Annotated in this window: 24 protein-coding genes and 1 tRNA gene; 6 read left to right on the top strand and 19 right to left on the bottom strand. The window is 69.5% G+C overall.

What is annotated here, in order from left to right; genetic code table 11:
- Positions 1–29: 29 nt before the first annotated feature.
- The 3 genes from CF8_RS23535 to rsmI form a co-directional block, all read right to left on the bottom strand.
- A complete protein-coding gene (locus tag CF8_RS23535; RefSeq protein ID WP_010834647.1) occupies positions 30–1,160 on the bottom strand; it encodes a resuscitation-promoting factor in 1,131 nt (376 codons plus the stop codon).
- Positions 1,161–1,435: 275 nt separating this feature from the next.
- A complete protein-coding gene (locus CF8_RS18625; RefSeq protein ID WP_036491454.1) occupies positions 1,436–2,332 on the bottom strand; it encodes a TatD family hydrolase in 897 nt (298 codons plus the stop codon).
- The gene (gene rsmI, locus CF8_RS18620; RefSeq protein ID WP_036493645.1) at positions 2,319–3,167 is read right to left on the bottom strand and encodes a 16S rRNA (cytidine(1402)-2'-O)-methyltransferase; all 849 of its coding nucleotides are present in this window, start codon (positions 3,165–3,167) and stop codon (positions 2,319–2,321) included. The genes CF8_RS18625 and rsmI overlap by 14 nt, the downstream gene beginning before the upstream one ends.
- A gap of 38 nt (positions 3,168–3,205) precedes the next feature.
- Between rsmI and CF8_RS18615 the strand changes: the two genes are divergently transcribed.
- On the top strand, positions 3,206–4,825 hold the full coding sequence (locus CF8_RS18615) for a dolichyl-phosphate-mannose--protein mannosyltransferase (protein ID WP_010834644.1): 1,620 nt from the start codon (positions 3,206–3,208) through the stop codon (positions 4,823–4,825).
- A 47-nt stretch (positions 4,826–4,872) separates the two neighbouring features.
- On the opposite strand, the gene CF8_RS18610 is transcribed toward CF8_RS18615, so the two are convergent.
- From CF8_RS18610 to CF8_RS18575, 8 genes are all read right to left on the bottom strand, one after another.
- A tRNA-Ala gene (locus CF8_RS18610) sits at positions 4,873–4,945 on the bottom strand.
- 48 nt (positions 4,946–4,993) lie between these two features.
- On the bottom strand, positions 4,994–5,464 hold the full coding sequence (locus CF8_RS18605; RefSeq protein ID WP_010834643.1) for an SRPBCC family protein: 471 nt from the start codon (positions 5,462–5,464) through the stop codon (positions 4,994–4,996).
- A 75-nt stretch (positions 5,465–5,539) separates the two neighbouring features.
- Positions 5,540–6,379: a divisome protein SepX/GlpR gene (sepX, locus tag CF8_RS18600; protein WP_010834642.1), complete on the bottom strand. Its 840-nt coding sequence runs from the start codon at positions 6,377–6,379 to the stop codon at positions 5,540–5,542.
- An 87-nt stretch (positions 6,380–6,466) separates the two neighbouring features.
- The gene (locus CF8_RS18595) at positions 6,467–7,072 is read right to left on the bottom strand and encodes a GNAT family N-acetyltransferase (protein ID WP_010834641.1); all 606 of its coding nucleotides are present in this window, start codon (positions 7,070–7,072) and stop codon (positions 6,467–6,469) included.
- Positions 7,069–7,539, bottom strand: coding sequence for a MogA/MoaB family molybdenum cofactor biosynthesis protein (locus CF8_RS18590; RefSeq protein ID WP_010834640.1), 471 nt, complete (start codon positions 7,537–7,539; stop codon positions 7,069–7,071). Before CF8_RS18590 ends, CF8_RS18595 begins: the two co-directional genes overlap by 4 nt.
- On the bottom strand, positions 7,536–8,006 hold the full coding sequence (moaC, locus tag CF8_RS18585) for a cyclic pyranopterin monophosphate synthase MoaC (RefSeq protein WP_010834639.1): 471 nt from the start codon (positions 8,004–8,006) through the stop codon (positions 7,536–7,538). Before moaC ends, CF8_RS18590 begins: the two co-directional genes overlap by 4 nt.
- Positions 8,006–9,235: a molybdotransferase-like divisome protein Glp gene (gene glp / locus CF8_RS18580; RefSeq protein WP_010834638.1), complete on the bottom strand. Its 1,230-nt coding sequence runs from the start codon at positions 9,233–9,235 to the stop codon at positions 8,006–8,008. The genes moaC and glp overlap by 1 nt, the downstream gene beginning before the upstream one ends.
- Entirely contained in the window at positions 9,228–10,610 is a 1,383-nt protein-coding gene (locus tag CF8_RS18575; RefSeq protein ID WP_036491450.1) for a UTP--glucose-1-phosphate uridylyltransferase, read from the bottom strand. Before CF8_RS18575 ends, glp begins: the two co-directional genes overlap by 8 nt.
- A gap of 22 nt (positions 10,611–10,632) precedes the next feature.
- Between CF8_RS18575 and CF8_RS18570 the strand changes: the two genes are divergently transcribed.
- Positions 10,633–11,226 carry a 5-formyltetrahydrofolate cyclo-ligase gene (locus CF8_RS18570; RefSeq protein ID WP_010834636.1) on the top strand — a complete coding sequence of 198 codons (594 nt, stop codon included), beginning with the start codon at positions 10,633–10,635 and terminating at the stop codon, positions 11,224–11,226.
- On the opposite strand, the gene CF8_RS18565 is transcribed toward CF8_RS18570, so the two are convergent.
- Complete coding sequence (locus tag CF8_RS18565) at positions 11,216–11,926, bottom strand: AIM24 family protein (RefSeq protein ID WP_010834635.1); 711 nt, start codon at positions 11,924–11,926, stop codon at positions 11,216–11,218. The genes CF8_RS18570 and CF8_RS18565 overlap by 11 nt on opposite strands.
- 16 nt (positions 11,927–11,942) lie before the next feature.
- Positions 11,943–14,564: a penicillin acylase family protein gene (locus CF8_RS18560; RefSeq protein ID WP_010834634.1), complete on the bottom strand. Its 2,622-nt coding sequence runs from the start codon at positions 14,562–14,564 to the stop codon at positions 11,943–11,945.
- Positions 14,565–14,671: 107 nt separating this feature from the next.
- On the opposite strand from CF8_RS18560, the gene CF8_RS18555 reads away from it, so the two are divergent.
- From CF8_RS18555 to CF8_RS18545, 3 genes are all read left to right on the top strand, one after another.
- Positions 14,672–14,992: an FmdB family zinc ribbon protein gene (locus tag CF8_RS18555; protein ID WP_010834633.1), complete on the top strand. Its 321-nt coding sequence runs from the start codon at positions 14,672–14,674 to the stop codon at positions 14,990–14,992.
- Between the two features lie 62 nt (positions 14,993–15,054).
- Positions 15,055–15,678, top strand: coding sequence for an SAF domain-containing protein (locus CF8_RS18550; protein ID WP_010834632.1), 624 nt, complete (start codon positions 15,055–15,057; stop codon positions 15,676–15,678).
- 63 nt (positions 15,679–15,741) lie between these two features.
- A complete protein-coding gene (locus CF8_RS18545) occupies positions 15,742–16,086 on the top strand; it encodes an MscL family protein (RefSeq protein ID WP_010834631.1) in 345 nt (114 codons plus the stop codon).
- 83 nt (positions 16,087–16,169) lie between these two features.
- Here CF8_RS18545 and CF8_RS18540 read toward each other — a convergent pair whose 3' ends face one another.
- Both CF8_RS18540 and CF8_RS18535 read right to left on the bottom strand, forming a co-directional pair.
- Positions 16,170–16,376 (bottom strand): hypothetical protein, encoded by a 207-nt coding sequence (locus tag CF8_RS18540; RefSeq protein ID WP_036493632.1) that lies wholly within the window; start codon positions 16,374–16,376, stop codon positions 16,170–16,172.
- Positions 16,373–17,629: an LCP family protein gene (locus tag CF8_RS18535; RefSeq protein WP_198016881.1), complete on the bottom strand. Its 1,257-nt coding sequence runs from the start codon at positions 17,627–17,629 to the stop codon at positions 16,373–16,375. Before CF8_RS18535 ends, CF8_RS18540 begins: the two co-directional genes overlap by 4 nt.
- A gap of 186 nt (positions 17,630–17,815) precedes the next feature.
- Between CF8_RS18535 and CF8_RS18530 the strand changes: the two genes are divergently transcribed.
- Positions 17,816–19,339, top strand: a complete 1,524-nt coding sequence (locus CF8_RS18530; protein WP_010834629.1) for a sulfatase-like hydrolase/transferase — start codon at positions 17,816–17,818, stop codon at positions 19,337–19,339.
- 337 nt (positions 19,340–19,676) lie between these two features.
- Here the strand turns inward: CF8_RS18530 and CF8_RS21225 are convergent, their stop codons facing one another.
- The 4 genes from CF8_RS21225 to CF8_RS22110 all read right to left on the bottom strand — a co-directional run bounded on the left by CF8_RS21225 (position 19,677) and on the right by CF8_RS22110 (position 23,603).
- Positions 19,677–20,288, bottom strand: a complete 612-nt coding sequence (locus CF8_RS21225; RefSeq protein WP_051204267.1) for a hypothetical protein — start codon at positions 20,286–20,288, stop codon at positions 19,677–19,679.
- A 475-nt stretch (positions 20,289–20,763) separates the two neighbouring features.
- The gene (locus CF8_RS22115; RefSeq protein ID WP_156887270.1) at positions 20,764–21,711 is read right to left on the bottom strand and encodes a hypothetical protein; all 948 of its coding nucleotides are present in this window, start codon (positions 21,709–21,711) and stop codon (positions 20,764–20,766) included.
- Positions 21,712–21,713: 2 nt separating this feature from the next.
- Positions 21,714–22,295: an RNA polymerase sigma factor gene (locus tag CF8_RS18515; protein ID WP_010834627.1), complete on the bottom strand. Its 582-nt coding sequence runs from the start codon at positions 22,293–22,295 to the stop codon at positions 21,714–21,716.
- A 762-nt stretch (positions 22,296–23,057) separates the two neighbouring features.
- Positions 23,058–23,603: a hypothetical protein gene (locus CF8_RS22110; protein ID WP_156887269.1), complete on the bottom strand. Its 546-nt coding sequence runs from the start codon at positions 23,601–23,603 to the stop codon at positions 23,058–23,060.
- Between the last annotated feature and the right edge of the window lie 201 nt (positions 23,604–23,804).

Here is a 23,804-nt window from a genome sequence, read left to right as displayed (position 1 = left end):
CCTAGATGTCGACCGCGCGATCAGCGTGATCAGCGAGGCAGGCCCAGCTGGGCGGAGCAGTGCGGCCACGCGCCGTACCCGCCGGAAGCGTCACGGAGGCGGGTCGCGACCGCGATCTGGGTCTCCCGCGAGGCCTGGCTCGGGAGGCCCGTGCCGCCGTAGGCCTGCCAGGTGCCGAGGTTGAACTGCAGGCCGCCGTAGTAGCCGTTGCCGGTGTTGATGGCCCAGTTGCCGCCGGACTCGCACTGCGCGAGGGCGTCCCAGACCGTGCCGCCGGAGGCGTAGTTGGAGGTGACCTCCTCCTTGGTGCCGACCTTGACGATGGCGTCGACCGGCTCGCGCTGGACGTCGGCGGTGACGACCTTGGTCGCGATGACCTGGCCGTTGCGGACGGTGAGCTTGTAGGTCACGTCGCGCACGCCGTCGCGGCCCTCGCGGACCGTCTCGTCGTCGCCCTCGAACATGGAGTCGTCCGGGCGCTCGATGACGTCGAAGTCGATCGCCTCGTTCTTGACGCGCTTGGTGACGATGCGGATGTCGGTGAGCACGATCTTGTCGCCGTCGGTGATCTGCTTCTTGAGGCCGGGGGTCACCTTGTCGTGCTTCGACACCTTCACGCCGAGCTCGTCGAGGACCTCGGCCACGGTGAGCGCCGTGATCTTCTGGGTCTTCATCTCCTGCTTGCCGACCTGGATCCGGATCTTCTTCGGGGTCGTGACCTCGAGGCGGATGCCGCTGCGGGAGATCGTGGCGTCACGGCTGGTCGAGAGGTCGGCGGTCGGATAGCCGCGGCCGATCTCGCCCAGGGCGCTCGCGACGTCGGTGGAGTTCACCCAGTAGGTGCGCTCCTCACCATCGACACTCAGCTCGAGCGGGCGGCCGAACTGGACCGAGATGCGGCTTCCGTCATCGACGCTCTCGTCGAGTGCGGGGGCCACGAGGTCCTTGTCGGTGAGCTCGATGCCTTCCGAGGCCAGCACCTCGGCGACCGTGTCACCCATGGCCGTGACCGTCTGGGCCTGGCCGTCGAGTGACAGCGTCACCGACTTGCTGAGTGCTGCGTAGCCCAACGTCGAGCCGCCGACGGCGACGACGATGACGGCGACGAGAGTCGCCAGCAGGGCCTTGGACTTGCTGAGGTGGACGATGCGTGAGCGCACGTTTCTCCGGACTTCGAGCTCTCCGGGCCTCGGGCTGTCAGCGCTCCCGCGTGCAGGTGTGTCCACCGGGGGCGGTGGGCGAGGTGCGAGCGGGGGTCTCGCGGAGGGGGCTCATACCAACCTCCGGGCGCTGGCGAATCGTTCCCGATCCCGGCCAACGTCACAGGACGATAACGGTGATGACGGATGGTTCAAAGTCGAACGGCGGTTTTCCGGGCCGATCGTGACCAGCGTCTCGGCGGTCGTGACGGCGCTCACGCGCCCCCTCCGACCCCTCACCACGGGCCGCCGAAGGCCCTCTCGGTGTTGAGGTTGATCGCCTCGCAGAGGGTCTCGAGGTCGTCGCCGCGGACCTCGGCCATGGCCCGGACGGTGTGCGGGACGAGGTAGGAAGCGTTGGGTCGGCCACGGAACGGCGTGGGGGTGAGGTACGGCGCATCGGTCTCCACCAGGAGGCGGTCGATCGGCGTCACGGCCAGTGCGTTGCGCAGGCCGGCGGCGTTCTTGAACGTGACCGTGCCGGCGAAGCTCAGGTGCGCTCCGCGCTCCAGGCAGGCGCGAGCGAGGTCGACGTCGCCGGAGAAGCAGTGCATCACCCAGCGGTCGGGCACCCCCTCCTCGTCGAGGACGCGCAGCACCTCGTCGTGGGCGTCCCGGTCGTGGATCACCAGCGTCTTGTCGAGCCGCTTGGCCAGGTCGATGTGGCGGCGGAAGCTCTCCTCCTGGACCGCCCGGCCGTCCTCGCCGGTGCGGAAGTGGTCGAGCCCGGTCTCACCGACGGCCCGCACCAGGTCGTGGGCGCCCGCGAGGGCCTCGATCTCGGCCATCGCGGCGTCGAGGTCCTCGACCCGAGGCGCCTCGTTGGGGTGCAGCGCGACCCCGGCGATCAGCTCGGGGTGCTCGGCGGCCGCCGCCACCGCCCAGCGGGCGCCGGGCAGGTCACAGCCGATCTGGACGATCCGGGTGACGTTGACCGACCGGGCCAGCTCGATGGCCTCCCGCGTCTCCAGCCAGTCGCCGTCGGCGATGTCGAGGTGGCAGTGGTTGTCGACCACGGGCAGCGGCAGCGGCTCGGGGGCCGGCGGGCGCTGGCGGTCACGACGGGCCCCGGACGTCTCCTCGGTGGCCGCGCGGGCGCGGGTGGGCTCGTTCGTCGGCCTATCGGTGGACAAGGTCGTAGACCTCCCGCTTCGGGACGCCGGCCCGGCGGGCGACGTCGGCGATCGCTTCCTTGCGGGTGGCACCCGCTGCCTCCTCCTCGGCGACGGCGGCGCGCAGGGACTCGGGGTCGGTGCCGACCTCGGCCTGCGCCGGAGCGCCCTCCACGACGATGGTGACCTCTCCGCGGACCCCCTCGGCGGCCCACGCGACCAGGTCGGCGAGCGGTCCTCGCCGTACTTCCTCGTGGGTCTTGGTCAGCTCACGGCACACCGCCCCGCTGCGCTCCCCGCCGAAGGCCTCGGCCATCGCGGCGAGCGCCGCCTCGGTGCGGTGCGGCGCCTCGAAGAACACCATCGTCCGGTCCTCGCGGGCCAGTCCCGCGAGCCGGCGGCTCCGCTCCCCCGCCTTGCGCGGCAAGAAGCCCTCGAAGCAGAACCGGTCGACGGGCAGGCCGCTGACCGCGAGCGCCGTGAGCACGGCGCTGGGTCCGGGCACCGCGGTGACGTGCACGTCGTGCTCGACCGCCGCGACGACGAGCCGGTAGCCCGGGTCGGACACGCTCGGCATGCCCGCGTCGGTCACCAGCACGACCCGCTCGCCGGCGAGCAGCGCGGCCAGCAGGACGGGCGTGCGCGCCGACTCGTTGCCCTCGAAGTAGGACACGACGCGGCCGGTCAGGGTGATGCCCAGGTCGCTGGTCAGCCGCTTGAGCCGACGGGTGTCCTCGGCCGCGACCACGTCGGCACCGGACAGCTCGGCCGCCAGTCGCGGCGGCGCGTCCCCGGCCTGGCCGATCGGGGTGGCGGCGAGCACGAGCACCCCGGTGGAAGGCGTGGTGGAGGACATGCCGCCGATCATGTCAGGGACGATCTAGAGTCTCGGACGTGACCGCTCCTGCCACCGTCAGTCTGTCGCGCACCGCGACGGGCAGTGAGGTCCCGTCCGCGCAGGAGCGAGCCAGGCCGCGCTGGCACACCGAGGACCCGCTCATCGGGTGGACGCTGGCCCTCGCGATCACCGCGCTGGCGTTCTTCCTGCGCTGGTGGAAGCTCGGCACCCCGCACCAGTTCAGCTTCGACGAGACCTACTACGCCAAGGACGCGTGGTCGATGCTCGGCAACGGCTACGTGCGGACCTACGTCGAGGACGCGGACAAGACGATCCTCAACGGCCAGGCGGGCGGGCTCTGGGCGGACACCCCGTCGATGGTGGTGCACCCCGAGGTCGGCAAGTGGATCATCGCGCTGGGCGAGAAGGCCTTCGGCATGGACCCCTTCGGCTGGCGCATCGCGGCCGCGGTGGTCGGCTCGCTGATGGTGCTGCTGATGTGCCGCTTCGTCCGCCGGGTGTCCGGCTCGACCGCGCTCGGCCTCGTGGGCGGGCTCCTGCTCGCCCTGGACGGCCTGCAGCTCGTCCTGTCCCGACTGGCCCTGCTCGACATCTTCCTCGCCTTCTTCATCCTGCTGGGCGTCCACTGTGTCGTGGCGGACCGACAGTGGTTCCGTTCCCGGCTCGCCCGGGGCCGCACCCGGGCGCTCTTCCGGCCGTGGCTGGTCGCCGCCGGCATCGCCTTCGGACTGGCCGTCGGCACCAAGTGGACGGCGCTCTTCCCGCTCGCCGCGTTCGGCCTGCTGCTGACCGCCTGGAACTACGGCGCCCGGCGGTCCTTCGGACAGCCCAAGGCGCTGGTGAAAGCGCTCCTGGTCGACGGCCCGATCGCGTTCGCGAGCCTCGTGCTCGTGGCGCTGGTCGTCTACGTCTCGAGCTGGACCGGCTGGCTGGTGCACGCCGACGAGTACGAGGAGACCCTCAGCAACACGCAGTACACGACCTTCGACGGCGGCAAGCCCTGGGCGAGTGCGAGCCAACCCGACGCGGAGGGGATCGGCGAGGTCCGGCAGTCGCTGCACTCGCTGTGGGACTACCACCAGGACGTCTACGCCTTCCACGCCCACTTCCTCAACGACAGCACCCACGTCTACGCCTCGCGCCCGATCGGCTGGCTGCTGATGAGCCGCCCCGTCGGCGTCGACGCCCAGCTGGACATCAAGCCGGGGAGCCAGGGCTGCGACGCGCCCACGGGCTCCACCTGCCTGCGCCAGGTCCTGCTGCTCGGCAACCCGCTGATCTGGTGGGCCGGGTCGCTGGCGCTGGTCTTCGCCGTCGTCCGCTGGGCCGGCGGACGCGACTGGCGCTTCGGCGTCGCGGTCGTCGGTGTCGGCTCGACGTGGCTGCCGTGGCTGAGGTTCGACGACCGGCCGATCTTCATCTTCTACGCCATCGCGTGCCTGCCGTTCCTGGTGCTCGGCCTTGCGCTCGCCCTGGGCAGCATCGTGGGCTCGTCCAACGCGCCCACCCCGCGGCGTACGGCAGGAGTGGTGATCTCCGGGTCGTTCGTCGTGCTGACCGTGTTCGCCTTCGCGTGGTTCTGGCCGGTGTGGACCGACCAGCTCATCACCCATGACGAGTGGCTGCGGCGGATCTGGTTCACCCGCTGGATCTGAGGCGGAAATGACGAACGGCCCGTCTGGGACGGGCCGTTCGGTGCTTGTGGAGGTGAGGGGACTCGAACCCCTGGCCTTCTCGATGCGAACGAGACGCGCTACCAGCTGCGCCACACCCCCAAGCGATTGGAAAAGATACCAGCCGATATTCGGGGGCGCCCAATCGCGTCAGTCGCCGAGCAGGATGGCCTCGACCTCTTCGAGTGCCTGCCGGGCGTAGCCGCGCCACATCGCGCCGAAGGCGGGCATCGCCACGCGACCGGCCGCGGTCGGGGTGAGCACCCACGTCCAGGTGATCCGGGTGCCGGTGCCGGCGGGCTCGAAGGTCCAGCGGCCGTCGGCGCTGGCGACCAGCGGCTTCATCGGGCCACGGACCTCGGAGATGGTGTAGCCGAAGGCGTGCGGGCGGTCGTTGGAGGTCAGCGTCTCGCGCATCGTACCGCCGTCGGCGAGCACGATCGTGCGCGTCTGGCCGACGCTCCCCCACTCGCCGTCCTGGTGACGCACGTCCCTGATCGGCGGGATCGCGAGCCGGCGGCGGCGGAAGACGGAGGGCAGCGGGTGTGCCAGCACCCGGTCGAAGGCCTCCTCGACCGGGATCGGGACGGCGCGGGACTCGGACAGCGTGACGGTGGCCATGGATCCAACGTAGCGGCGGCGCACAGCCACCCCGTCGGACGTCAGGCGGGACGTCCGACGAACCAGCGGACGGCGTCAGGAACCGGCGGCGCGGCGCTCGGCCGCGGCGGTGCGGGCAGTGCGCTCGGACTCCTCGGCCTCGCGGGCCAGGGCGGAGTCGTCGTCGTTGCGACCCGAGGACCAGACACCGGTCGAGTCGAGGTCGATCGTCTGGACCGTACGGCGCACGGCGGGCGCCTTCGAGACGTAGGTCGGCAAGGTCGTCGGCACCATGTCCCACGCGCCCTCGGCGCGCACGGGCGCAGCGCCCTCGGCACGGGCCGGCTCAGCCTCGTCGACCTGCACGGGAGCGGGAGCCGCGGCGGGCTCCTCGCACGCCTCGACGTCGGGCGTCATCGGGGAGTCGGTGGTCTCGGGGAGCTCGTCGACGACCGGCCGCGTGGTCCGGACGGGTCGGGCAGCGGCCCGCTCGCCCTTGACCATGACGCGGCAGGCGACCAGCCAGGCGACGAGGAGACCGGCCGGCAGGGCGACCCACGGCCAGGTGAGCACGCCGGCCACGGCGAGCCCGATGACGAGGGTGTTGGCGAGCAGGACCAGCCCGAGCACGTTGCGGCGACGCCGGGTGGCCTTCGCGGCGGCGGCCCGGCGAGCGGCGTACGACGGCTGCGTCGCGGCGAGGCTGGAGGCCTTGGTCTCGACGGTCGGCGCGGAGGTGTGGCGGTTGGGCGTGACGACGAGGCGGGCATCGCGGCGGTTGATCGGCTCGCGACGGGCCAGCACGCGCATCGTCTGGGAGAACCGGTCGACCGACCGGCTCCGGACGACCTCGTCATGGTGCTTGAGCGCCTTGGGAATCAGGTAGACGGCCCACGCCACCGCCAGCGCAACGAAGATCAACGCACTCAGGTCCACACCTCTGAGGTTAGATTCCCTAGCGCAGTGTGAGGCGCAAGTCCATAGGTGTGTCGCAAGGCAACTCGTGTGACTCGTGTGATTCGTTCACGACGAGATGAGGGTCGCGAGCATCCCTCGCGGGCAGTCCTCGACCGTGACCGCGAAGATCCGGTGGTCGCGCCAGGCGCCGTCGATGTGCAGGAACCGCGGCGCGTAGCCGACCTCGTGCAGGCCGAGCTTCTCCACGACGCGCAGCGAGTTGCTGTTCTCCGGGCGGATGCTGATCTCGATCCGGTGCAGCCGGGCACTGGTGAAGCAGTGGTCGATCACCATCGCCACCGCGATCGGCATGATCCCGCGACCGGCGACGCCGCGGTCGAGCCAGTAGCCGATCGAGGCGAACTGCGCCGACCCGCGGACGATGTTGTTGACGGTGACCTGACCGGCGAAGCTGCCGTCGACCTCGATCGCGAACGGCATCGCCTGGCCCTGCCGGGCGAGCCTGCGCAGGCGGCGCACGACCTGGGCGTAGTTGCCGCCGGAGTGGTCCTCACCGGGGGGCAGGGTCGCCTCCCACTGCCTGAGCCAGTCCATGTTGCGCGAGCGGACGTCACGCCACGCCTCGGCGTCGGAGGCTTCCAGCGGTCGCAGGGCGACCTCGCCGTGCACCAGGAAGGCCGGCCACCCGGGCATCGGCTTGACCGGGATCAATGGTCGCTTCCGACGATCTGCTCCACCGCGTGCCGCAGCACCGGCGCCAGCACGGCCAGGCCGTCCTTCACACCCCCGCGGGAGCCGGGGAGGTTGACGACCAGGCACGACCCGATGACCCCGGCGACGCCGCGCGAGAGCATCGCGGTCGGGACCTGGTTGGCCAGGCCGTGGGCGCGGATCGCCTCGGCGATGCCCGGCACCTCGCGGTCGAGCAGCGGGCGCGTGACGTCGGGGGTGCGGTCGGTCGGCGTGAGGCCGGTGCCGCCGGTGGTCAGCACGACGCGCGCACCGTCGGTGACGGCCGCGGAGATCGCGCGGCCCACGGGCTCGCCGTCGGGCACGACGACGGGCTCACCCGTCGAGAAGCCCTGCTCGACCAGCCACGCGGTGATCAGCGGGCCGGTCTCGTCGGCATAGACACCCGCCGCCGCGCGGTTGGACGCGACGACGACGGCGGCCTTCATGACCGCTTCCAGTCGCCCGACTTGCCGCCGGTCTTCGTCTCGACGCGCACGTCGGTGATCACGGCGCCCTTGTCGACCGCCTTGACCATGTCGATGACGGTGAGCGCGGCGACCGAGACCGCGGTGAGCGCCTCCATCTCGACGCCGGTCCGGTCGGTGGTGGCGACCGTGGCGAGGATGTCGACCGACTCGTCGGTGACCGAGAGGTCGACGGTGACCGACGACAGCGCGAGGGGGTGGCACAGCGGGATCAGCGACGGGGTCTGCTTGGCGCCCATGATGCCTGCGAGCCGAGCCACCGCGAGGGTGTCGCCCTTCGGCACGCCCGCGCCGCGGAGCAGCGCGATCACGGCCGGCGAGACGTGGACCCGGCCCGATGCGCTCGCCGTACGCGCCGTCACGGCCTTGCCGGAGACGTCGACCATCCGGGCTGCGCCGGCGTCGTCGATGTGGGAGAAGGAGGTCATCAGAAGCCTTCGTCCAGTCGGAGGACCTGCACCATGTCGCCGGCTCGCAGGGCCGTGGTGTCGGGGGGTACGACGATGAGCGCATCACTCGCAGCCAGGTCGCCGAGCAGGTGGGAGCCGTGTCCGCCGACCGGGGTCACGAAGGCCCCACCGCGGTCGGAGTCCCAGGCCGCGCGCACCATCTGCTGCTTGCCCTCGGGCGAGGAGATGCCGTGGGTCAGGCGGGCCCGGGTCAGCGGCCGCGAGTAGGGCAGCTTGCCCATCATCCGGCGGATCGCCGGCAGCACGAACGTCTCGAAGGAGATGTAGGCCGAGACGGGGTTGCCGGGCAGCGTGAAGATCGGGGTGCGGTCGTCGCCGACGGTGCCGAAGCCCTGGGGCTTGCCCGGCTGCATTGCGACGCCGCCGAACCAGACGGAGCCGAGGGAGGACAGTGCCTCCTTGACGACGTCGAAGTCGCCCTCGGAGACGCCGCCGCTGGTGACGACGATGTCGGCGCGCACGAGCTGGTCGCTGAGCGCGTCGGTGAACGTGCGCGGGTCGTCGGGGACGATGCCGACGCGGTAGGCGATCGCACCGGCCGCGCGCGCGGAAGCCGCGAGGAGATAGGAGTTGCCGTCGTAGATCGAGTCCCGGCCGAGCGGCGATCCGGGCTCGCGCAGCTCGGAGCCGGTGGAGATGACGACGACGCGCGGACGCGGGCGGCAGCGCACGGTGGCGCGGCCGACCGCGGCGAGCAGGCCGAGGTGGCGCGGGCCCAGGACCGTGCCGTGCTCGAGCAGGAGGTCGCCCTCGGCGACGTCCTCGCCGGCGACCCGGATGTGCTGGTGCTTGCTCGGGGCTCGGGTGATCCGCACCTGGGCCACGCCCCGGTCCGTCCACTCGTAGGGGACGACGGCGTCGCAGCCGGCCGGCACGGGCGCGCCGGTCATGATCTTCGCGGCGGTGCCGGGAGAGAGGGCCATCAGCCCGCCCTGGCCGGCACCGATCTCCCCCACCACCGGCAGCTGGACGGGGGCGTCCTCGGAGGCGGTCGACACATCGGCGTACGTCACGGCGTAGCCGTCCATGCCGGAGTTGTCGAAGCCGGGCAGCGAGATGTCGGCCGTGACGTCCTCGGCCAGCGCGAGCCCGAGCGCCTCCATCAGCGGCTGTGGGAAGTCGGGTAGCGGCGAGACCGACGCGAGGATCCGCTCGACGAGGTCGGGGACCGGGAGCAGCTCAGCCATCGGCTGCCAGCACGGCCGACGCGTCGATCCGCTCGGCACTGGGTGCCTTGATCTTGACGTCGCCGACGACGCGGACGCCCTTGCCGAAGGTGACGTCGCCGTCGATGACGAGTGACCTCGCCTCGCGCAGCGACGGGGCTCCCTCGGGGAAGCGCTTGTCGAAGTCGCCGACCAGCTTGTAGAAGTCGCCGTCGAGCTCGATGAAGGGGACACCGTCCGAGGACTGGTCGAGCACGAAGTCCTGGCCGAGGTCGTAGATGTCGGAGCGCAGCACCAGCAGGTCGTTGGTCGTCTTGACCGGCACGAACCGGTCGCGGCCGACCTCGATGGTGCGGGCGCCCTCGAAGATCTCGATCGCGGCGCCCATCGCGGTCTCGATCTGGATGACCTCCTGCGTCGTCGGGTCGGCGGGGTCGAGGTGCTTGACGTTGCGGATCATCGGCAGGCCGAGGATGCCCTGGCGCGCGTCGAGGGCCTCGGTCATCGCGTCGAGGTCGAACCACAGGTTGTTGGTCGAGGTGTACTTGTGCCGGTCGAGGTCGGCCAGCGAGTCCTTGTCGGCCTCCAGCGTCTGGGCACTCTCCCGCAGCACGATCCGGCCGTCGGCCTTGCGCGTGGCGAAGTGGCCGCCCTTGCGGTCGGAGGCGGTTCGCCGTACGGCCTCGATCGCGAACGGCGCGCCGCTCTGCGCGAACCAGCCGGCGACGCGTGCGTCGGGGACCGCGCCGAGGTTGTCGGAGTTGGACACGAAGACGTGGCGGAAGCCGGCCTCGCGCAGCTGGGCGAGCAGGCCGGCCCCACGCAGCGCGGTGTAGAGGTCGCCGTGGCCGGGCGGACACCACTCGAGGTCGGGGTTCTTCGGATAGGCCGCCGGCACGAGCCCGGCGGCGAGCAGCTTGGGCACCTTGTTCTGGAGGAACTCCAGCGGCAGCCCGTCGACCTGGAGGTCCTCGTAGCGGGCGAGCGCGGCCATCGTGTCGGCCGACGTCCGGAACGAGTTCATGAAGATGAGCGGCAGGTCGGCGCCGTGCTCCTTGCGCAGGTGCAGCACCTGCCGCGCGATGATGTCGAGGAAGCTCAGCCCGCGGCGCACGCACAGCAGCGACTTCGCCCGGTCCATGCCCATCGAGGTGCCGAGGCCGCCGTTGAGCTTGATCACCGCGGTCCGGCGGATCGCCTCGGCCGCGGCCTCGTCGTCCACCTCGACGTCGGCCAGTGACTCCATGTCGAGCGGGGTGATCGTCGACTCGGGGATCATCCCGGTCTCGCCGTGCTCCAAGAGGCGGTAGTAGTGCGCGAACGTGTCGATGGCGACGGGATCGACACCTGCGTCCTGCATTTTGGCGCGTGCCGTTTCCAGGCCTTTGCTACCCATGCTCCGATCGTAGGCTGATCGCGTGCCAACACCAGCCCAGCCCCCCGTCGCGCCCGCGAAGGACGCCCTGCGCGACCAGGTCCTCGCCGCTCGGCGGCAGCGGCCGCTGGCCGAATCCGTCGCCGCGGCGCAGGCGATCGCCGAGCACGCGCTGGCGTGGGACGTCGTACGCCGAGCGGTCACCGTCGCTGCCTATGTCTCGGTCGGCCGGGAGCCGGGGACCGGGCTGCTGCTCGAGGCGATGCATGCCGCCGGCAAGCGGGTGCTGCTCCCGGTGCTGCGGGCGGACAACGACCTCGACTGGGCGGTCTTCACCGGAGCCCTGGAGCCCGCGTCGCGCGGCCTGCTCGAGCCGACCGGCCAGCGCCTCGGGGTCGAGGCCGTCGCCGGCGCCGACGTCGTGCTGGTGCCCGGGCTGGCCGCGTCGAGCGACGGCGACCGGCTGGGTCGCGGGGGCGGGTCCTACGACCGGGCGCTCGCGCGGGTCGGCGCAGGCGTGCCCGTCGGCGTGCTCCTGCACGACGACGAGGCCGGCCTGGTGGTGCCGATCGAGGTCCACGACCGGCGGGTGACGCACGTCGTCACGCCGACGGGGGTCAGGCCCGTCAGCCCTTGAGCAGGTCGCCGATCAGTCCGCCGCCACCGCCGCCGGAGCCGGTCTGCGGGGCCACCCACTCGTAGGGCTGGACGACGACGAAGCCGGGACCGTGGAAGGCGTACTGGAACGCCTCGCCGGAGCCGCCGCGCAGCATCGACTTCATGTTCATGCTCGACACGACGCTGGGCACCAGCGAGGACGACCAGGCGACGGCCGCCTGCACGTCGACGTAGGTCGGCTGCTGGGAGCAGTCGAGGACGACCGGCTTGCCGACGGTGCACAGGGCGACCGTGCCGGTGCCGCGGACGGTGGTGTTGAACAGGCCGCCGGCCATCATTCCGGCGCCGCGGACGCGGTTGATGTCCCACTCCATGGCAGCGTCGAAGGCCAGCAGGTTGCGGCCGTTGACCGAGATCCCGTCGCCCTCGAGGGTGAGGAGGTGGACGGTGCCGGCCTCCTGGGCGAAGAAGACCTCACCCTGGCCGGAGACGCGCATCAGCGGGATGTCCTCGCTGGTGACGACCTTCTTGATCAGCTTGGCCATCGAGCCGGACTTCTCGTGGTCGAAGCGGACCTGGCCCTGGAAGGCCACCATCCCGCCCTTGACCGCGAGCACGTCGGGACCGAGCGAGACACGCAGCATGTAGGGGTTCTGGAGGGCGAACCGCTGCCCGTCACCGATCTCGAGGTTGTCCTGGGCGAACAGCTCACTCTTCATGGCCCGAGCCTAGCGATCAGTCGGCGGCCCCGGCAGGAGTCAGCACGAGGGTGTCCTCGCCGGCCTCGACCACGGCGTCGCGGGTGAACGCCCACGGCAGGTAGTCACCGTTGACGAACAGCTCGGTCTGGTCGCCGTAGTGGGAGGAGCCGGGGTGGCCGGAGACGCCGGTGAGGTTGATGTAGCGCGAGGCGTCGAAGTCGGCGAGCGAGACGACCATCCGCATCGACGGGGCCGCCGTCACGCCATAGCCGAGCGCGGCGTTCCAGCTCGTCGCGTCGACGATGCTCGGTCCGCCGCCGACGCCGCGGCCGTCGCGGTTGAAGAGCCGCTCGATCGGGGCGACGCCGGACTCGCCGAGCGTGGAGTGGTGCAGGTCGAGCTGGTGCAGGTGGCCCCAGGTCCAGTCGTCGGCGTCGAGCGACTGGCGCATCGTCAGCTCGTCGCGCGCGTCGCGCATCGCCTGGCTCAGGATGTCGTCGCGTGACTCGGTGACGTCCTCGGTCTCGCTGTCGTCCCACCACGGCCCGGCGGGGTCGGTCAGCAGGTCGGTGACGACCGCGAACCACCGGTCGCCGCCGTCGGGCCAGATGCCCTCGCGCAGCTCGTCGTGGAAGGTCAGTCGCAGCAGGTTGCTCCACACCGCGTTGTAATAGGCCGCCGCGGCGCTGTCCGCGGGCTGGGTGAAGTCCCAGTCGGCCAGCAGCTCCTGGCCGTCGCGGTAGTAGGGCGAGCCGAGGTCCTCGATGTCGAGGAGGTAGGGCACCAGCGTCGGCGCCATGGGGTTGGCCGTGTCGAGCTGGAGGCGGGTCATCTCCCCCACCGACAGCTCGCCCTCCTCGGCCAGCAGCTCGCGGATCCGCGTCGAGCGGTAGCCCGCGTCCCAGTCGTCGGTCAGGAAGTAGGGGTAGTCGTCGTCAATCACGGCCTGGTTGGCCGTGACGATGAAGCCCTCCTCGGGGTCGAGCACGTTGGGCAGCCCGTCGAAGGGGATGAAGTCGCCGGTCCAGTCGTTGGCCGAGAGCCAGCCCTCGGCCGGCATCGCGCCGGTGTTGCCCGACTTGCGGATGGGCACGAGGCCGGGCGCCTGGTAGCCGATGTGGCCGTCGCGATCGGCGTACACCATGTTCTGGGCTGGTACGGCGAAGTCGCTGGCCGCCGCCCGGAACTCGTCCCAGTCGCCCGCGCGGTTGAGGCCGAGGACCGCGTCAGCGGTCGTCGTCGGACGGAGTGCTGTCCACTGCAGCGCCACGGCATAGCCGTTGCCGCGCTCCCCCGGCTGGTCGGTCGGCGCGTTGGCCCCGACGGTGCTGAGCTCGCGGGAGACGTCGCTGAGCAGCGGCCCGTGGGCGGTCTCGCGGATGTGCAGGACGAAGTCGTCCCCGTCGCGGACCTTGATCGTCTCGGTGCGCAGCGTCAGCGGCCGGGGCTTGCCGTCCTGGATCCAGGTCGCGCCCTCGACCTGCTCGAGGTAGAGGTCGGTGACGTCGGGGCCCAGGTTGGTGAAGCCCCACGCGATGTCGGCGTTGTGGCCGATGATCACGCCGGGCACGCCCGAGAACGTGAAGCCGGCGACGTCGAGCGTGCAGTCGGGGGTGATCTCGCGGCAGTGCAGCCCGGTCTGCATCCAGATGCCGGGCTGGCTGATCCCGAGGTGCGGGTCGTTGGCGAGCAACGGCTGACCGGTCGCGCTGTGCTCGCCGTCGACCACCCAGGAGTTGGAGCCGATCCCCTCGCCGCGACCGAGCAGCTCGGGCATCCGGTCCAGGCCCGCCTTCAGGTCGACGAGCGTGCGGACGGCCTCCGCGTCGAAGGCCGGGCGCCGAGGGTTGCGCGTGGAGTTGCCGCTCGCGTTCTGCTCGAACACCTCGTCCACGACGCCACCGGTGCCGACGATCGGCGGGTGTGCCTCGGGGTCGTAGGCCGGGTAGAGCTCGGCGATCTCCTCCTCGGTGTGGTCCAGGCTGGCCATCACGCGGGCGATCTCGTCGTCCATGTTGCCGCGCAGGTCCCAGGCCATCGCCTTGAGCCAGGCCAGCGAGTCCGCGGGCTCCCACGGCTCCGGCTCGTAGTCGAGGCCGGTCAGGCCGAGGATCGTGTACTCGACCGCGATCTCGCTGGTGCCGAGCTGGTCGAGGTAGGCGTTGACGCCCTGCGCATAGGCCGTGAGCGCGTCGCGCGTCTCGGTCTCCAGCAGCGCCCACTCCTGCTCCGCGACCCGTCGCCATCCCATGGTGCGGATGTACTTGTCGGTCTCCAGGCCGTCCTCACCGAAGAGCTCGGAGAGCCGTCCGGCGGTCACGTGGCGCCGTACGTCCATCTCGAAGAAGCGGTCCTGCGCGGCCACGAACCCCTGGGCACGCATCAGGTCGGCGTCGGTGTCGGCGTAGATCTGCGGGATGCCGTGGTCGTCGCGGATCACCTCGACGTGCCCCTCGAGCCCCGCGAGCTCGAGGGCACCGTCGGTCTCGGGCACGGGTCGGCGTACGAACGCGACCGCGGTCACGAGGAGCACGACCAGCAGCAGTGCCAGGGCGGCCGCGACGTAGGCGGACCAGCGCAGGCCCCGTGGCGCCTTGCGGAAGAGGGTGCGCAACGAGAAGTCGTCGTCGGGCGTGGTCGCAGGTTGCTCGGTCATCTCATCAGGCATTGTGCCGTACCCTTGGCAGTCGATCGGGTGGAGTGCCAGCGAGTCGCGGGCCCATCTGATCGCGGTCCCGATTGCGCCAGCCAGCAAGGTTTCTCATGCCCACCTATCAGTACGCCTGCACCGAGTGCGGCCACGCCTTCGAGCAGTTCCAGAGCTTCAGCGACGACTCGCTGACCGTGTGCCCCGAGTGCGAGGGCCGGCTGCGCAAGGTCTTCAACGCCGTGGGCGTGGTGTTCAAGGGCTCGGGCTTCTACCGCACCGACAGCCGCTCCGGTTCGTCGTCGACCGTGCCCGCGAGCAGCGGCTCCTCCGACTCGTCGTCGTCCTCGTCGTCCTCCTCCTCGTCGGACTCCGGTTCGTCCAAGCCCGCCGCCACCTCGAGCCCTTCACCGTCCACAGGCTCCTCCAGCAGCTGACCTGCCCGCCGCCTGTGGATGACCACAGGCTGCTCGTCGGTGCAGCGCCCTAGCGTCGCTGCATGCCCACTGCTTCGTCCGTACGCCGCCGCCTGCACGCGCTCCGGCGCGCGATCCTGGCCCGGCGCCGCCCGCTCGCGGCGCTGCTCGTCGCGCTGGCCGTGCTGATCGGGTTGCGCACCACCGTCGGCCCCGGCCCGCCGACCGTCGAGGTGCCGGTCGCCTCGCGCGACCTCGCCGCCGGCGAGCGACTGGAGGCGGACGACGTGTCGATGGTGAGGTGGCCGACGGAGCTGGCGCCGGCCGGGCTGACGGGCGCCGTGGCCGGTCAGGTGCTCGCGGCTCCGTTGCGCCAGGGTGAGGCGATCACCGACCTGCGCTTCGTCGGCTCCGAGCTGGCGCAGGCCCATCCCGACCTCACGGTGATGCCGCTGCGGCTCCCCGACCCGGCCGTGGTCGAGCTGCTCGAGGTCGGTGACCGCGTCGACCTGAGCGCTGTCGACCCCGAGTCGGGCGATGTCTCAGAGGTGGCGAGCGACGTGCTGGTGCTGGCGATCCCGCCGCCCGGTTCGGCCGACTCCACCCTTACCGGACGCCTGGTCGTCGCCGGCATCACCCCGGACCGTGCGCAATTTGTCGCCGCCGCCACGCTGCAGGAGTTTCTCACGGTGACGTATACCCGCTAGCGTGCTCGGTTGTCCTGACATTGATTGATTCCGTCTCTCGGGGTCACGCAAGGAGATAATGCAATGAGTGGATTCAAGAACTTCATCCTCAAGGGCAACCTTGTCGAGATCGCCGTCGGCCTGATCATGGCGCTCTCGTTCGCGTCCGTCGTCACGGCCTTCAGCGCGTGGCTGACCGGCCTGCTTCCCGGTGGCTTCGACGACGTCTTCGGTGACGCCAAGCTGGGCGACCTGGGCTTCTTCCTCAACGCCCTGATCGCGTTCATCATCATGGGTGCGATCGTCTACTTCTTCGTCGTCGTTCCCTACACCAAGGCCAAGGAGAAGTTCTTCCCGGCCGAGGCCTCGGGCCCGAGCGACACCGAGCTGCTCACGGAGATCCGCGACGCCCTCCGGGCCCGCAGCTGAGCTTCGGCTCCAGCACCTGCTTCACCACGAACGGCTCGCCCCTCGGGGCGGGCCGTTCGTTGCATTTCTGCGGGAGCGCCGACTCAGCCGTGGTGGGGCGGCACCTGGTCGCGGTACCAGTCGTCGCCCTTGCCGTCGCCGGCCCCGTCGCCGCGCGAGCCGGGCGAGCGGTCGTCGCTCGTCTGCTCGGGGAGCACGTCACCGAAGACGGCGGCGAGTCGCTTGCGACGTACCCACTCCGGCTCGGGCGAGCCGGCCTCGGGGGTGTCCTGCTCCGGAGCGTCGCTCACGCGCACACCCCGGGTGTCGTCTCCTTCGGCGTCGGCTCCTCGCTGGGGGCCGTCGTCTCGGACTCGGCGGGAGTCTCGGTCGGGGACGCCTCTTCGCTGGGGGACTCGGTCTCGGCCGGCGACTCGGTCTCGGTCGGGGCGGGAGACTCCGACTCCTGCGCCTCGCTCGAGGTCGCGGGCGGCTCGGCGGTCACGGAGTCGGCCAGCAGGTTCGGCGACAGCGCCTTGTCCTCGTTGAGCATCTGCCACAGGGTGTCGGCGTCCTCGGTCCAGTAGACCTTGCCCTTGAACTCGGAGTCGAGCGGGTAGTAGGCCGTCGGGACGGTGATGAACTTGATGTTGTCCAGCCCGACGTCCTGCAGCTGCAGGGCGATCTTGCCGATCCGGGTGACCGAGCCGAGACCTTCGTCGGTGCGCAGGGAGCGCGTGGCCGCGTCGAGGAAGCCGACGACCCGGTCGAGGCGGGTGAGCGTGCCGGCCGACTTCACCTTGCGGATCAGGGCCGCGATGAAGGTCTGCTGACGCTTGATCCGGCTGAGGTCGTTCTGCTGAGCGAGCTCACCGACATAGCGGGCGCGGACGTAGTCCAGGGCCTCGTCGCCGCTGAGGACGGACGGGTCGCCAGCCGGGACGAAGATCTCGTGCTTCGGGTCGTCGATGTCCTCGGGGACGCAGACGGGCACGCCGTCGACGGCGTCGACCATCTCCCCGAACCCGTTGAAGTCGATGACCACGAAGTGGTCGACGAGGATGTCGGTGGACTGCTCGAACTGGGCGACGGTGCACAGCTCACCGCCGGTGCCGAACGCCGCGTTCCACATGACGTCGGGCGCGGCGGCGCTGTCGTCGCACTCGGGACGGTCGACGATCGAGTCGCGCGGGATCGACACGGCATAGGACCGCTTCCGATCGGCGGACAGGTGGACCAGGATCGTGGTGTCCGAGCCGCCTCCGGTCTCCTGGTCGATGTCGTTGTCGTCGCCGGACCGGGTGTCGTCACCCATGACCAGGATGTTGAGGGGCTCGCCGTTGCCGCGGTAGATCTTCTCGGGCCGGTTGCCGATGGCGTCGAGCGACTTCGTGCTGATGTTGCCGTTGAGGTGGCGGTAGAGGAACACGACACCGAGACCTGTCACCAGCGCCAGGACCAGCGAGCTGACCAGCATGACCTGGCCGACCGTGTGCTTGCGCTGGGCCTCCGCCTTGCGCTTGGGCGCAGGAACATCCGTTCCAGGGCTCGACACACCTGCCACGACTCAGTCCACAACCTTCTTCTTGGCGGAGCCCTGCACGGGCGACCTACGCAACCTACGCGAGAGGCTCAAATTGTCACCGTAGTCCGGTCCAGCACAAATTCCCCGCCGTGAGGAGTCATGAGTGAGGATGGGGGTTCGTCTCGACCACTTTCCGCCCGTCTGGCAACCGAAGGTTCCTGTTCCGTGCCGCAATCCCTCCGCCTGTCCCTCACCGCAGGTGCCGGACTCCTCTTCCTGGCGCTCATCGCCGCGATCGCGGTCAGTGGTCAGACCCCGATCGGGCCGGAGCAGGTGGTGAACTCCTCGGCGACGAGCCGGGTGGCTGCGAGCGATGCCCCCAACGTCGTCGTCTTCCTGACCGACGACATGCGCAAGGACGACCTGGCCTACCTCCCCCACGTGCGGAGCCTGCTGGCCGACGAGGGCATGACCTTCACCCAGGCACAGTCGCCGCACCCGCTGTGCTGCCCGGCACGGGCCGAGCTGATGACCGGGCAGTACGCCCAGAACAACGGCGTGCGCCACAACTCCGGTCGGTACGGCGGATGGCAGGCCTTCGACCCGTCGTCGACCATCGCCACCTGGGCCGAGGCCGCGGGCTACGCCACGGCGCTGCACGGCAAGCACCTCAACAAGTTCGACGCGGACGCCCCCGCCGACCCGGGCTGGACCAACTTCGACATCCTGCTCGAGCCGGCGACCGACTACGAGAACTTCACCTTCTTCGACGGCGACACCTACACCGACGACTACGTCACCACCCGCCTCGACGAGCGGACCGTGGCCGACATCGACACCTGGGCGGGTCGCCGGCCGTTCCTGATCTTCGCCAACCACGTTGCGCCGCACATCTGGTTCCCGGCGTCCGCCAAGGGTGACGGCGACGGCGACCGGGGCGGCATGGTGCCGCCGGCCGAAGCGGCGTACGCACAAGCACTCACGGGCCTGACCCCCAAGGCGTTCAAGGCGCCGAGCTTCAACGAGGCCGACATGCGCGACAAGGAGTCGATCGTGCGCGGCCGGGCGAAGCTGAAGCCGGAGGCGATGCGGCGGCTCAACCTCGGGCGCATCCGGTCGCTGCTCTCCGTCGACGAGGCCGTGCGCCACACGGTCGAGGCCCTCGAGCGCACCGGCGAGCTCGACGAGACCTTCATCGTCTTCACCTCCGACAACGGCTATGCCCTCGGCGAGCACCGCTACACCGGCAAGGACCGGCTCACCGACGAGATCCTCGACGTGCCGCTCGTGGTCCGCGGCCCGGGCGTCCCCGCGGGCACGCGCTCCGATCGGCCGGTCTCGCTCGTCGACCTCACGACCACGATCGCGCAGCTGATGTCGCTGACCCCGACCCTCACCACCGACGGGGAGAGCTTCGCCGCCACCCTGCGTGACCCCGCGGTTCCGGGCCACCGCGACACGATGCTGATCCAGACCGGCGCCAAGGATCCGTCCGCACGCTTCGCCGGCTGGGCCTACCGCGGCGTGCTGACCGAGCGCTACTCCTACGGCCGGCGGATCAACAACGCCCCTGCCGACGGGTTCCTCTACGACCGCACCAAGGACCCGTTCGAGCTGACCAACCTGCTCCTCGACAAGCGCTACGTCGCCGTACGCCGCGAGCTGGAGCGCCGCTACCGGCTGCTCGACGACTGCGCGGGCAGCAGCTGCAACCGGGGCTTCGGCCCGGTCCCCAAGCCTGGTCGCTGAGCCCGACGTCGGTTCCCATCCATGCATGCGTGCATGGCAGGATGAGCGCCGATCCGCCCCAGTAGACCGTGTTGATAACCAGGGTTTACGCCTGATTTCGAAGCACCCGTGTGGACCGTTGAACAGATTTCGCAAATTTTGGAACGGGGCAGCCGCTCGCCGGGTGGCACAACCACGGGACCCCGGCGGTCCAAGATCGGCGTGATGGTCACCGACCTGTGACTGGCTGTTGCCATCAGTTTGAGGTTGGCCCCCGAAAAGCGTCTGGCCCGCCCAGCACTTTGCTGGGCGGGCCACCGTCTATGTGCTACCTGTTGTGCAGGTTCAGGCGAGTCGGTCAGGACAGCAGCGAGTCCTCGTCGGCGTCTTCGTCGTCCACGCCGTCGTTGTCGGCGTCGTCGTCGCAGTCGTCGGAGGCACTGTCGTCGGCGTCTTCGTCGTTCACGCCGTCGTGGTCGGCGTCTTCGTTGCCGTCTTCGACACCGTCATTGTCGGAGTCGGAGTCGCCGACCTTGAAACCGAAGTCGTTCTCGTCCTCGTCGGCGATGTTGTCGCTGTCGCGGTCGTCGTCGTCGGCGACACACGTTTCTGTCGCGTCGTCGGCGTCTTCGTTGTCGATGCCGTCGTGGTTGGCGTCTTCGTCGCCGTCGAGGGTGCCGTCGTTGTCGGTGTCAGCGTCGTCCACGTCAGTGGAAGCGAACCCGTCGCGCACCTCGTCGCCGTCGTCGTCGCCGTCGTTGTCGGTATCTTCGTCGCGCAGAGCGGACCCCACCTGGTATTCACGCAGGTTGTTCAACCCGTCCTTGTCGAAGTCGGCCTTGGCGTCGGCGGCACGGTTCGGGTTCATCCCGTGCGTGCGTTCGAACCGGTTGGAGATGCCGTCGTGGTCGCTGTCACCAGTGGCGGCTTGTGCTGTCGTCGCGGCACCTGAGATGAGCAGGGCGGTCACGGCAACAACAGAGAGACTGTGTCGGATGTTCATGGCTGGAAACCCATTTCGTAAGGGGGAAGGGGATGTCTGTAGGGAATTCATCGGCAGGGAGCGTGTACAAAAGCGAACCGATGCGCGAGCGTCTCGCACCGAGTGAGACGAGCGACCACCGCGCAACAACGCCGAACCGTGCAGGGCGATGCCCGTCTCGAACACTGAATCGACACCCGCACCCACAGGGGTACGGCTTCGGCCCAGAAAGTTTCCTGCGTATCCCTGCGCATCGTGTCTACGGCAACATCGCAACGACAACGGCGTCCTCACCGAGCAGGGTTGGCTTGACGGGCGCAACCACCTCATCAACCGTCCGATGTGGGCTCCCGTCAGCGCGGCCCGCCAACTCCGTGATGCATGTCGCTTACCTGCGCCGTCTTCGGGGGCAGACCCAGTCATTGAATCGCCTCGCGTTTCATGGCGATTCAGTGAGTGCGGGTTATTGGTCTTGGACGGCGGTTTCTGCAGGCATCTCGACGGTGTTGTTCAGGGCGTCGTCTGCGGTGGTTTTGTCTGGGTTTTGTATTACGCTCAGGTCGCCACCAGTTGTTTCGGGCGGGTCTGGGGTGTCTGTTCGAGCGTCGGTGTCTGGGTCGCTGGCAGTCGTGTCGGCTTGGTCTTCGGCGTCGTTACGGGTGCCGTCCACCTTGTCGGCTTGTTCCTCGGCTTGCTCCTTGGCTTCGTCCTCGACGCCGGTGCCGTCGTCGTCGTCCGAGGGAGCCTGCGGGTCGCGAACGACTGGCTGAGTCTCGGAGTCGGAGTCTGGGTGTTGCTTTGCCGGAGTGTTCTGTTCGTCCGGTGTCGGTTTGGCGTCCGGGGTCGGCTTGTGACGACGCGGCTTGTTCGTTTCGTCATCAGTGGGTGTCACGAGCGCCGGAGCGGACGGGTCCTCAAGGACAGGCGTGTCGTCACTTGAATCGGACGGCGAGGTGTCTGTGTTCGCGCCGGGGACGAGGGTGGCGACAACTTCGTTGAACACGGTTTGTGCGGGGTCGGGCAGCGCGCCTGCGACGCCAGCCCCGGCGACCGCTGCGACTGCTGCTGTCGCCCCAAGGCCGACCTGCCCGGCTAGGCCGAGACCCGATAGCCAAACCACCAACCGGCGTGTTCGCAGCGTGCGCTGCGACGGGGCTGACGTCGTCGGAACGGATGGTTGTGCGGCTGGTGTGGGGGTGGGTGCGGTTGCGGCGTTGTCCGCAGGGCGAGCCGCCAAAAGGGTTGGGTCAAGGTAGGAGGCAAGTTCGACTGTGGGGGCCGGTGGGGTGGTGGGGTGGAACGCGTGGCGGAGGTCGGCAATCAGGCTCGCCACATCGGCGTCCCCCTCGCGGACGCTGGGCGTCTGTTGGGTGAGGAGCGCGTCAATCTCGTCGTTGGTGAGTCGCTGCATGGTCATCTCACCTCTTGCCATCGCTCGGTGGGCCCCGAAGGGCACGGGCTGTGAGCACCTTTACGTCGCAGCGTGGCCAGTCCCCGGCGTTGGAGTGCCTTGACGGCTCCTTCTCGTTTGCCGAGCACGTCGGCGACCTGTTCAACGGTGAGGTCGCCGAAGATGCGCAACAACAACACATCACGTTGGTCCGGGGATAGCGAGTCGATCATTTTGCGGGCCCAGTCGGTTCCGGCCTGGTCGAGTGCGTGGTCTTCGGCGCTGCCGGTTCGGCGGGTGTCAGCGGTTTCTGACCATTCGTTCTGTGTCGGGCGGCGGGACCGGCGGCGCAGTTCGTCGATGAGTCGGCGTCGGGCGACGGTGAACAGGTAGGCCCGGAACCCGGATTCGTCGCCGCGGAAGGCGTGCAGGTTCTTGAAGACGGTGAGGAACACGTCGCTAGTGAGGTCTTCGGGCTCGTGTGAGCCACGGGCGCGGAGGAACGCGGTGACCCGGGGGGCGTAACGGACCCAAAGTTCGGTGCACGCCCACGGCGTGCCGGACTGCGCAGCAGTCAGCACCTCACCGAAGTCGTCGGGGTCCATGTTCTAACTATCGCCCACTGCTCGGTTCCACTTGACCGGTTCGCTCCAATTGCCCCGACGTCTGGTCCCGCAAGAAGGCAAGAGAGTGGCCCCGACCTGGGGGAAAGTCGGGGCCACTCGTCCGGGGGTGGGGGTCAGAGGCCGTCAGCCGAGGTGCGGCCACTCATTGGTGCTCCTCGTAAGAAGGACGAGTCGCCTAACCACGAGTCCGTCTCGTACCGGGGGTGAGACAAGCGACCGCCGCGCGACAAACACGTCGACCACTGAATCGACACCCGCCCGCGTAGGGGTACGGCACGAGAGGAGAACTTTTCTGGCCGGTCCGAACGCTCTAACACCGCTGGGGACAGGCTCGCCGGTCCACCAGCGCGCCCCGTTAGGGACCAACTGCCAGAGCAGCGGTTCAACGAACGAGGTGTCAGCATGTGTCAGACGAAGGCGCAGGGTGGTCGCCGGTGCGCTACCCGTCTTCAGAAGGCGTCGTGGGCTGCCATGGAGGCGGTGCTGACCGCTGACTGCACTCGGGGCGCACGGGAAGCGCGCGAAGCAGGTCGGGAGGCGGTAATCGCCTACGCCCGCACTCCCACCGGTCGGGAAGCGCTGATGGAGGTCTCGGAGCACCTCTATCGCAACCGCCGGTCATACGTCGACGGGCTCTGGGCTGCGAAGTTTGTCTTGGAGTGCTGCTACGAGGCCGACGAACTAGAGAACCGGCCTAGGGCTGAACCCCCGCCCGCACCCGGCTAACAGGCAGGCCACCCGTCACTGCGACGAACCTCTGCGCGCTGGTGCCCCGGGTCGCTTCTGTTTCAGCCAGAGCCGCTTGACGATGTGGAGCCCCTCAGAAGGGTCAACCGCATCTGTGTCGATGTCGGGGACGCGAATGACTTCGTCGATGGTGTCGATGAGCACGAGCACGTCATCGACGTAGTACCGCAACCGTCCCAGTTCCTCTGAGTTCATCACGTCGGAGTACGGCACCGTCTTGAGCGCCTCGTGGAACTCCAGGCTGGCGAGCAGTGGTTTGAGAGTGGCGGCGCGGATGGCGGCTGCTCGGTCGCCCGGAACGACGACACCTCTGACGGTGACTCGTCCCGCGCGGAAGTCATCAGGCACGAGCGGTTCGACCGAAGGGTTTCGGCGTGCTCGGTAGGCGGCTTGGTTGCGGGCGTGCCTGGACTTGCGGGCAGCGTCAGCGCAATCGCCGGGGTGGTAGCGCCGGTTGCCATGTGTCGCGCCGAGGGCCAGCCCGCACACCTCGCACGGGCGTCGGGCGCTACGCCTCGAACCCAACTCCTGATCACTCATCACGTGATTGGTATACACGCTGACAACGCGCAACCGCAGGCATACACCGCATAGACCTGCACAGAAGGTTTGGTTTCGAACAAACGTTCGACATCGCTCACGATCACTGATACAAGTCACATATGCCCTGTTTTGCCGCCCTCACTGTTGGACCTGTCAGCAACAGACACGTCCACAAGGAGAGCAAGCATGAAGCGAGCA

Source organism: Nocardioides sp. CF8 (assembly GCF_000389985.1).
GTDB lineage: Bacteria > Actinomycetota > Actinomycetes > Propionibacteriales > Nocardioidaceae > Nocardioides > Nocardioides allogilvus.
This window is presented reverse-complemented; position numbering and strand designations above follow the sequence as displayed.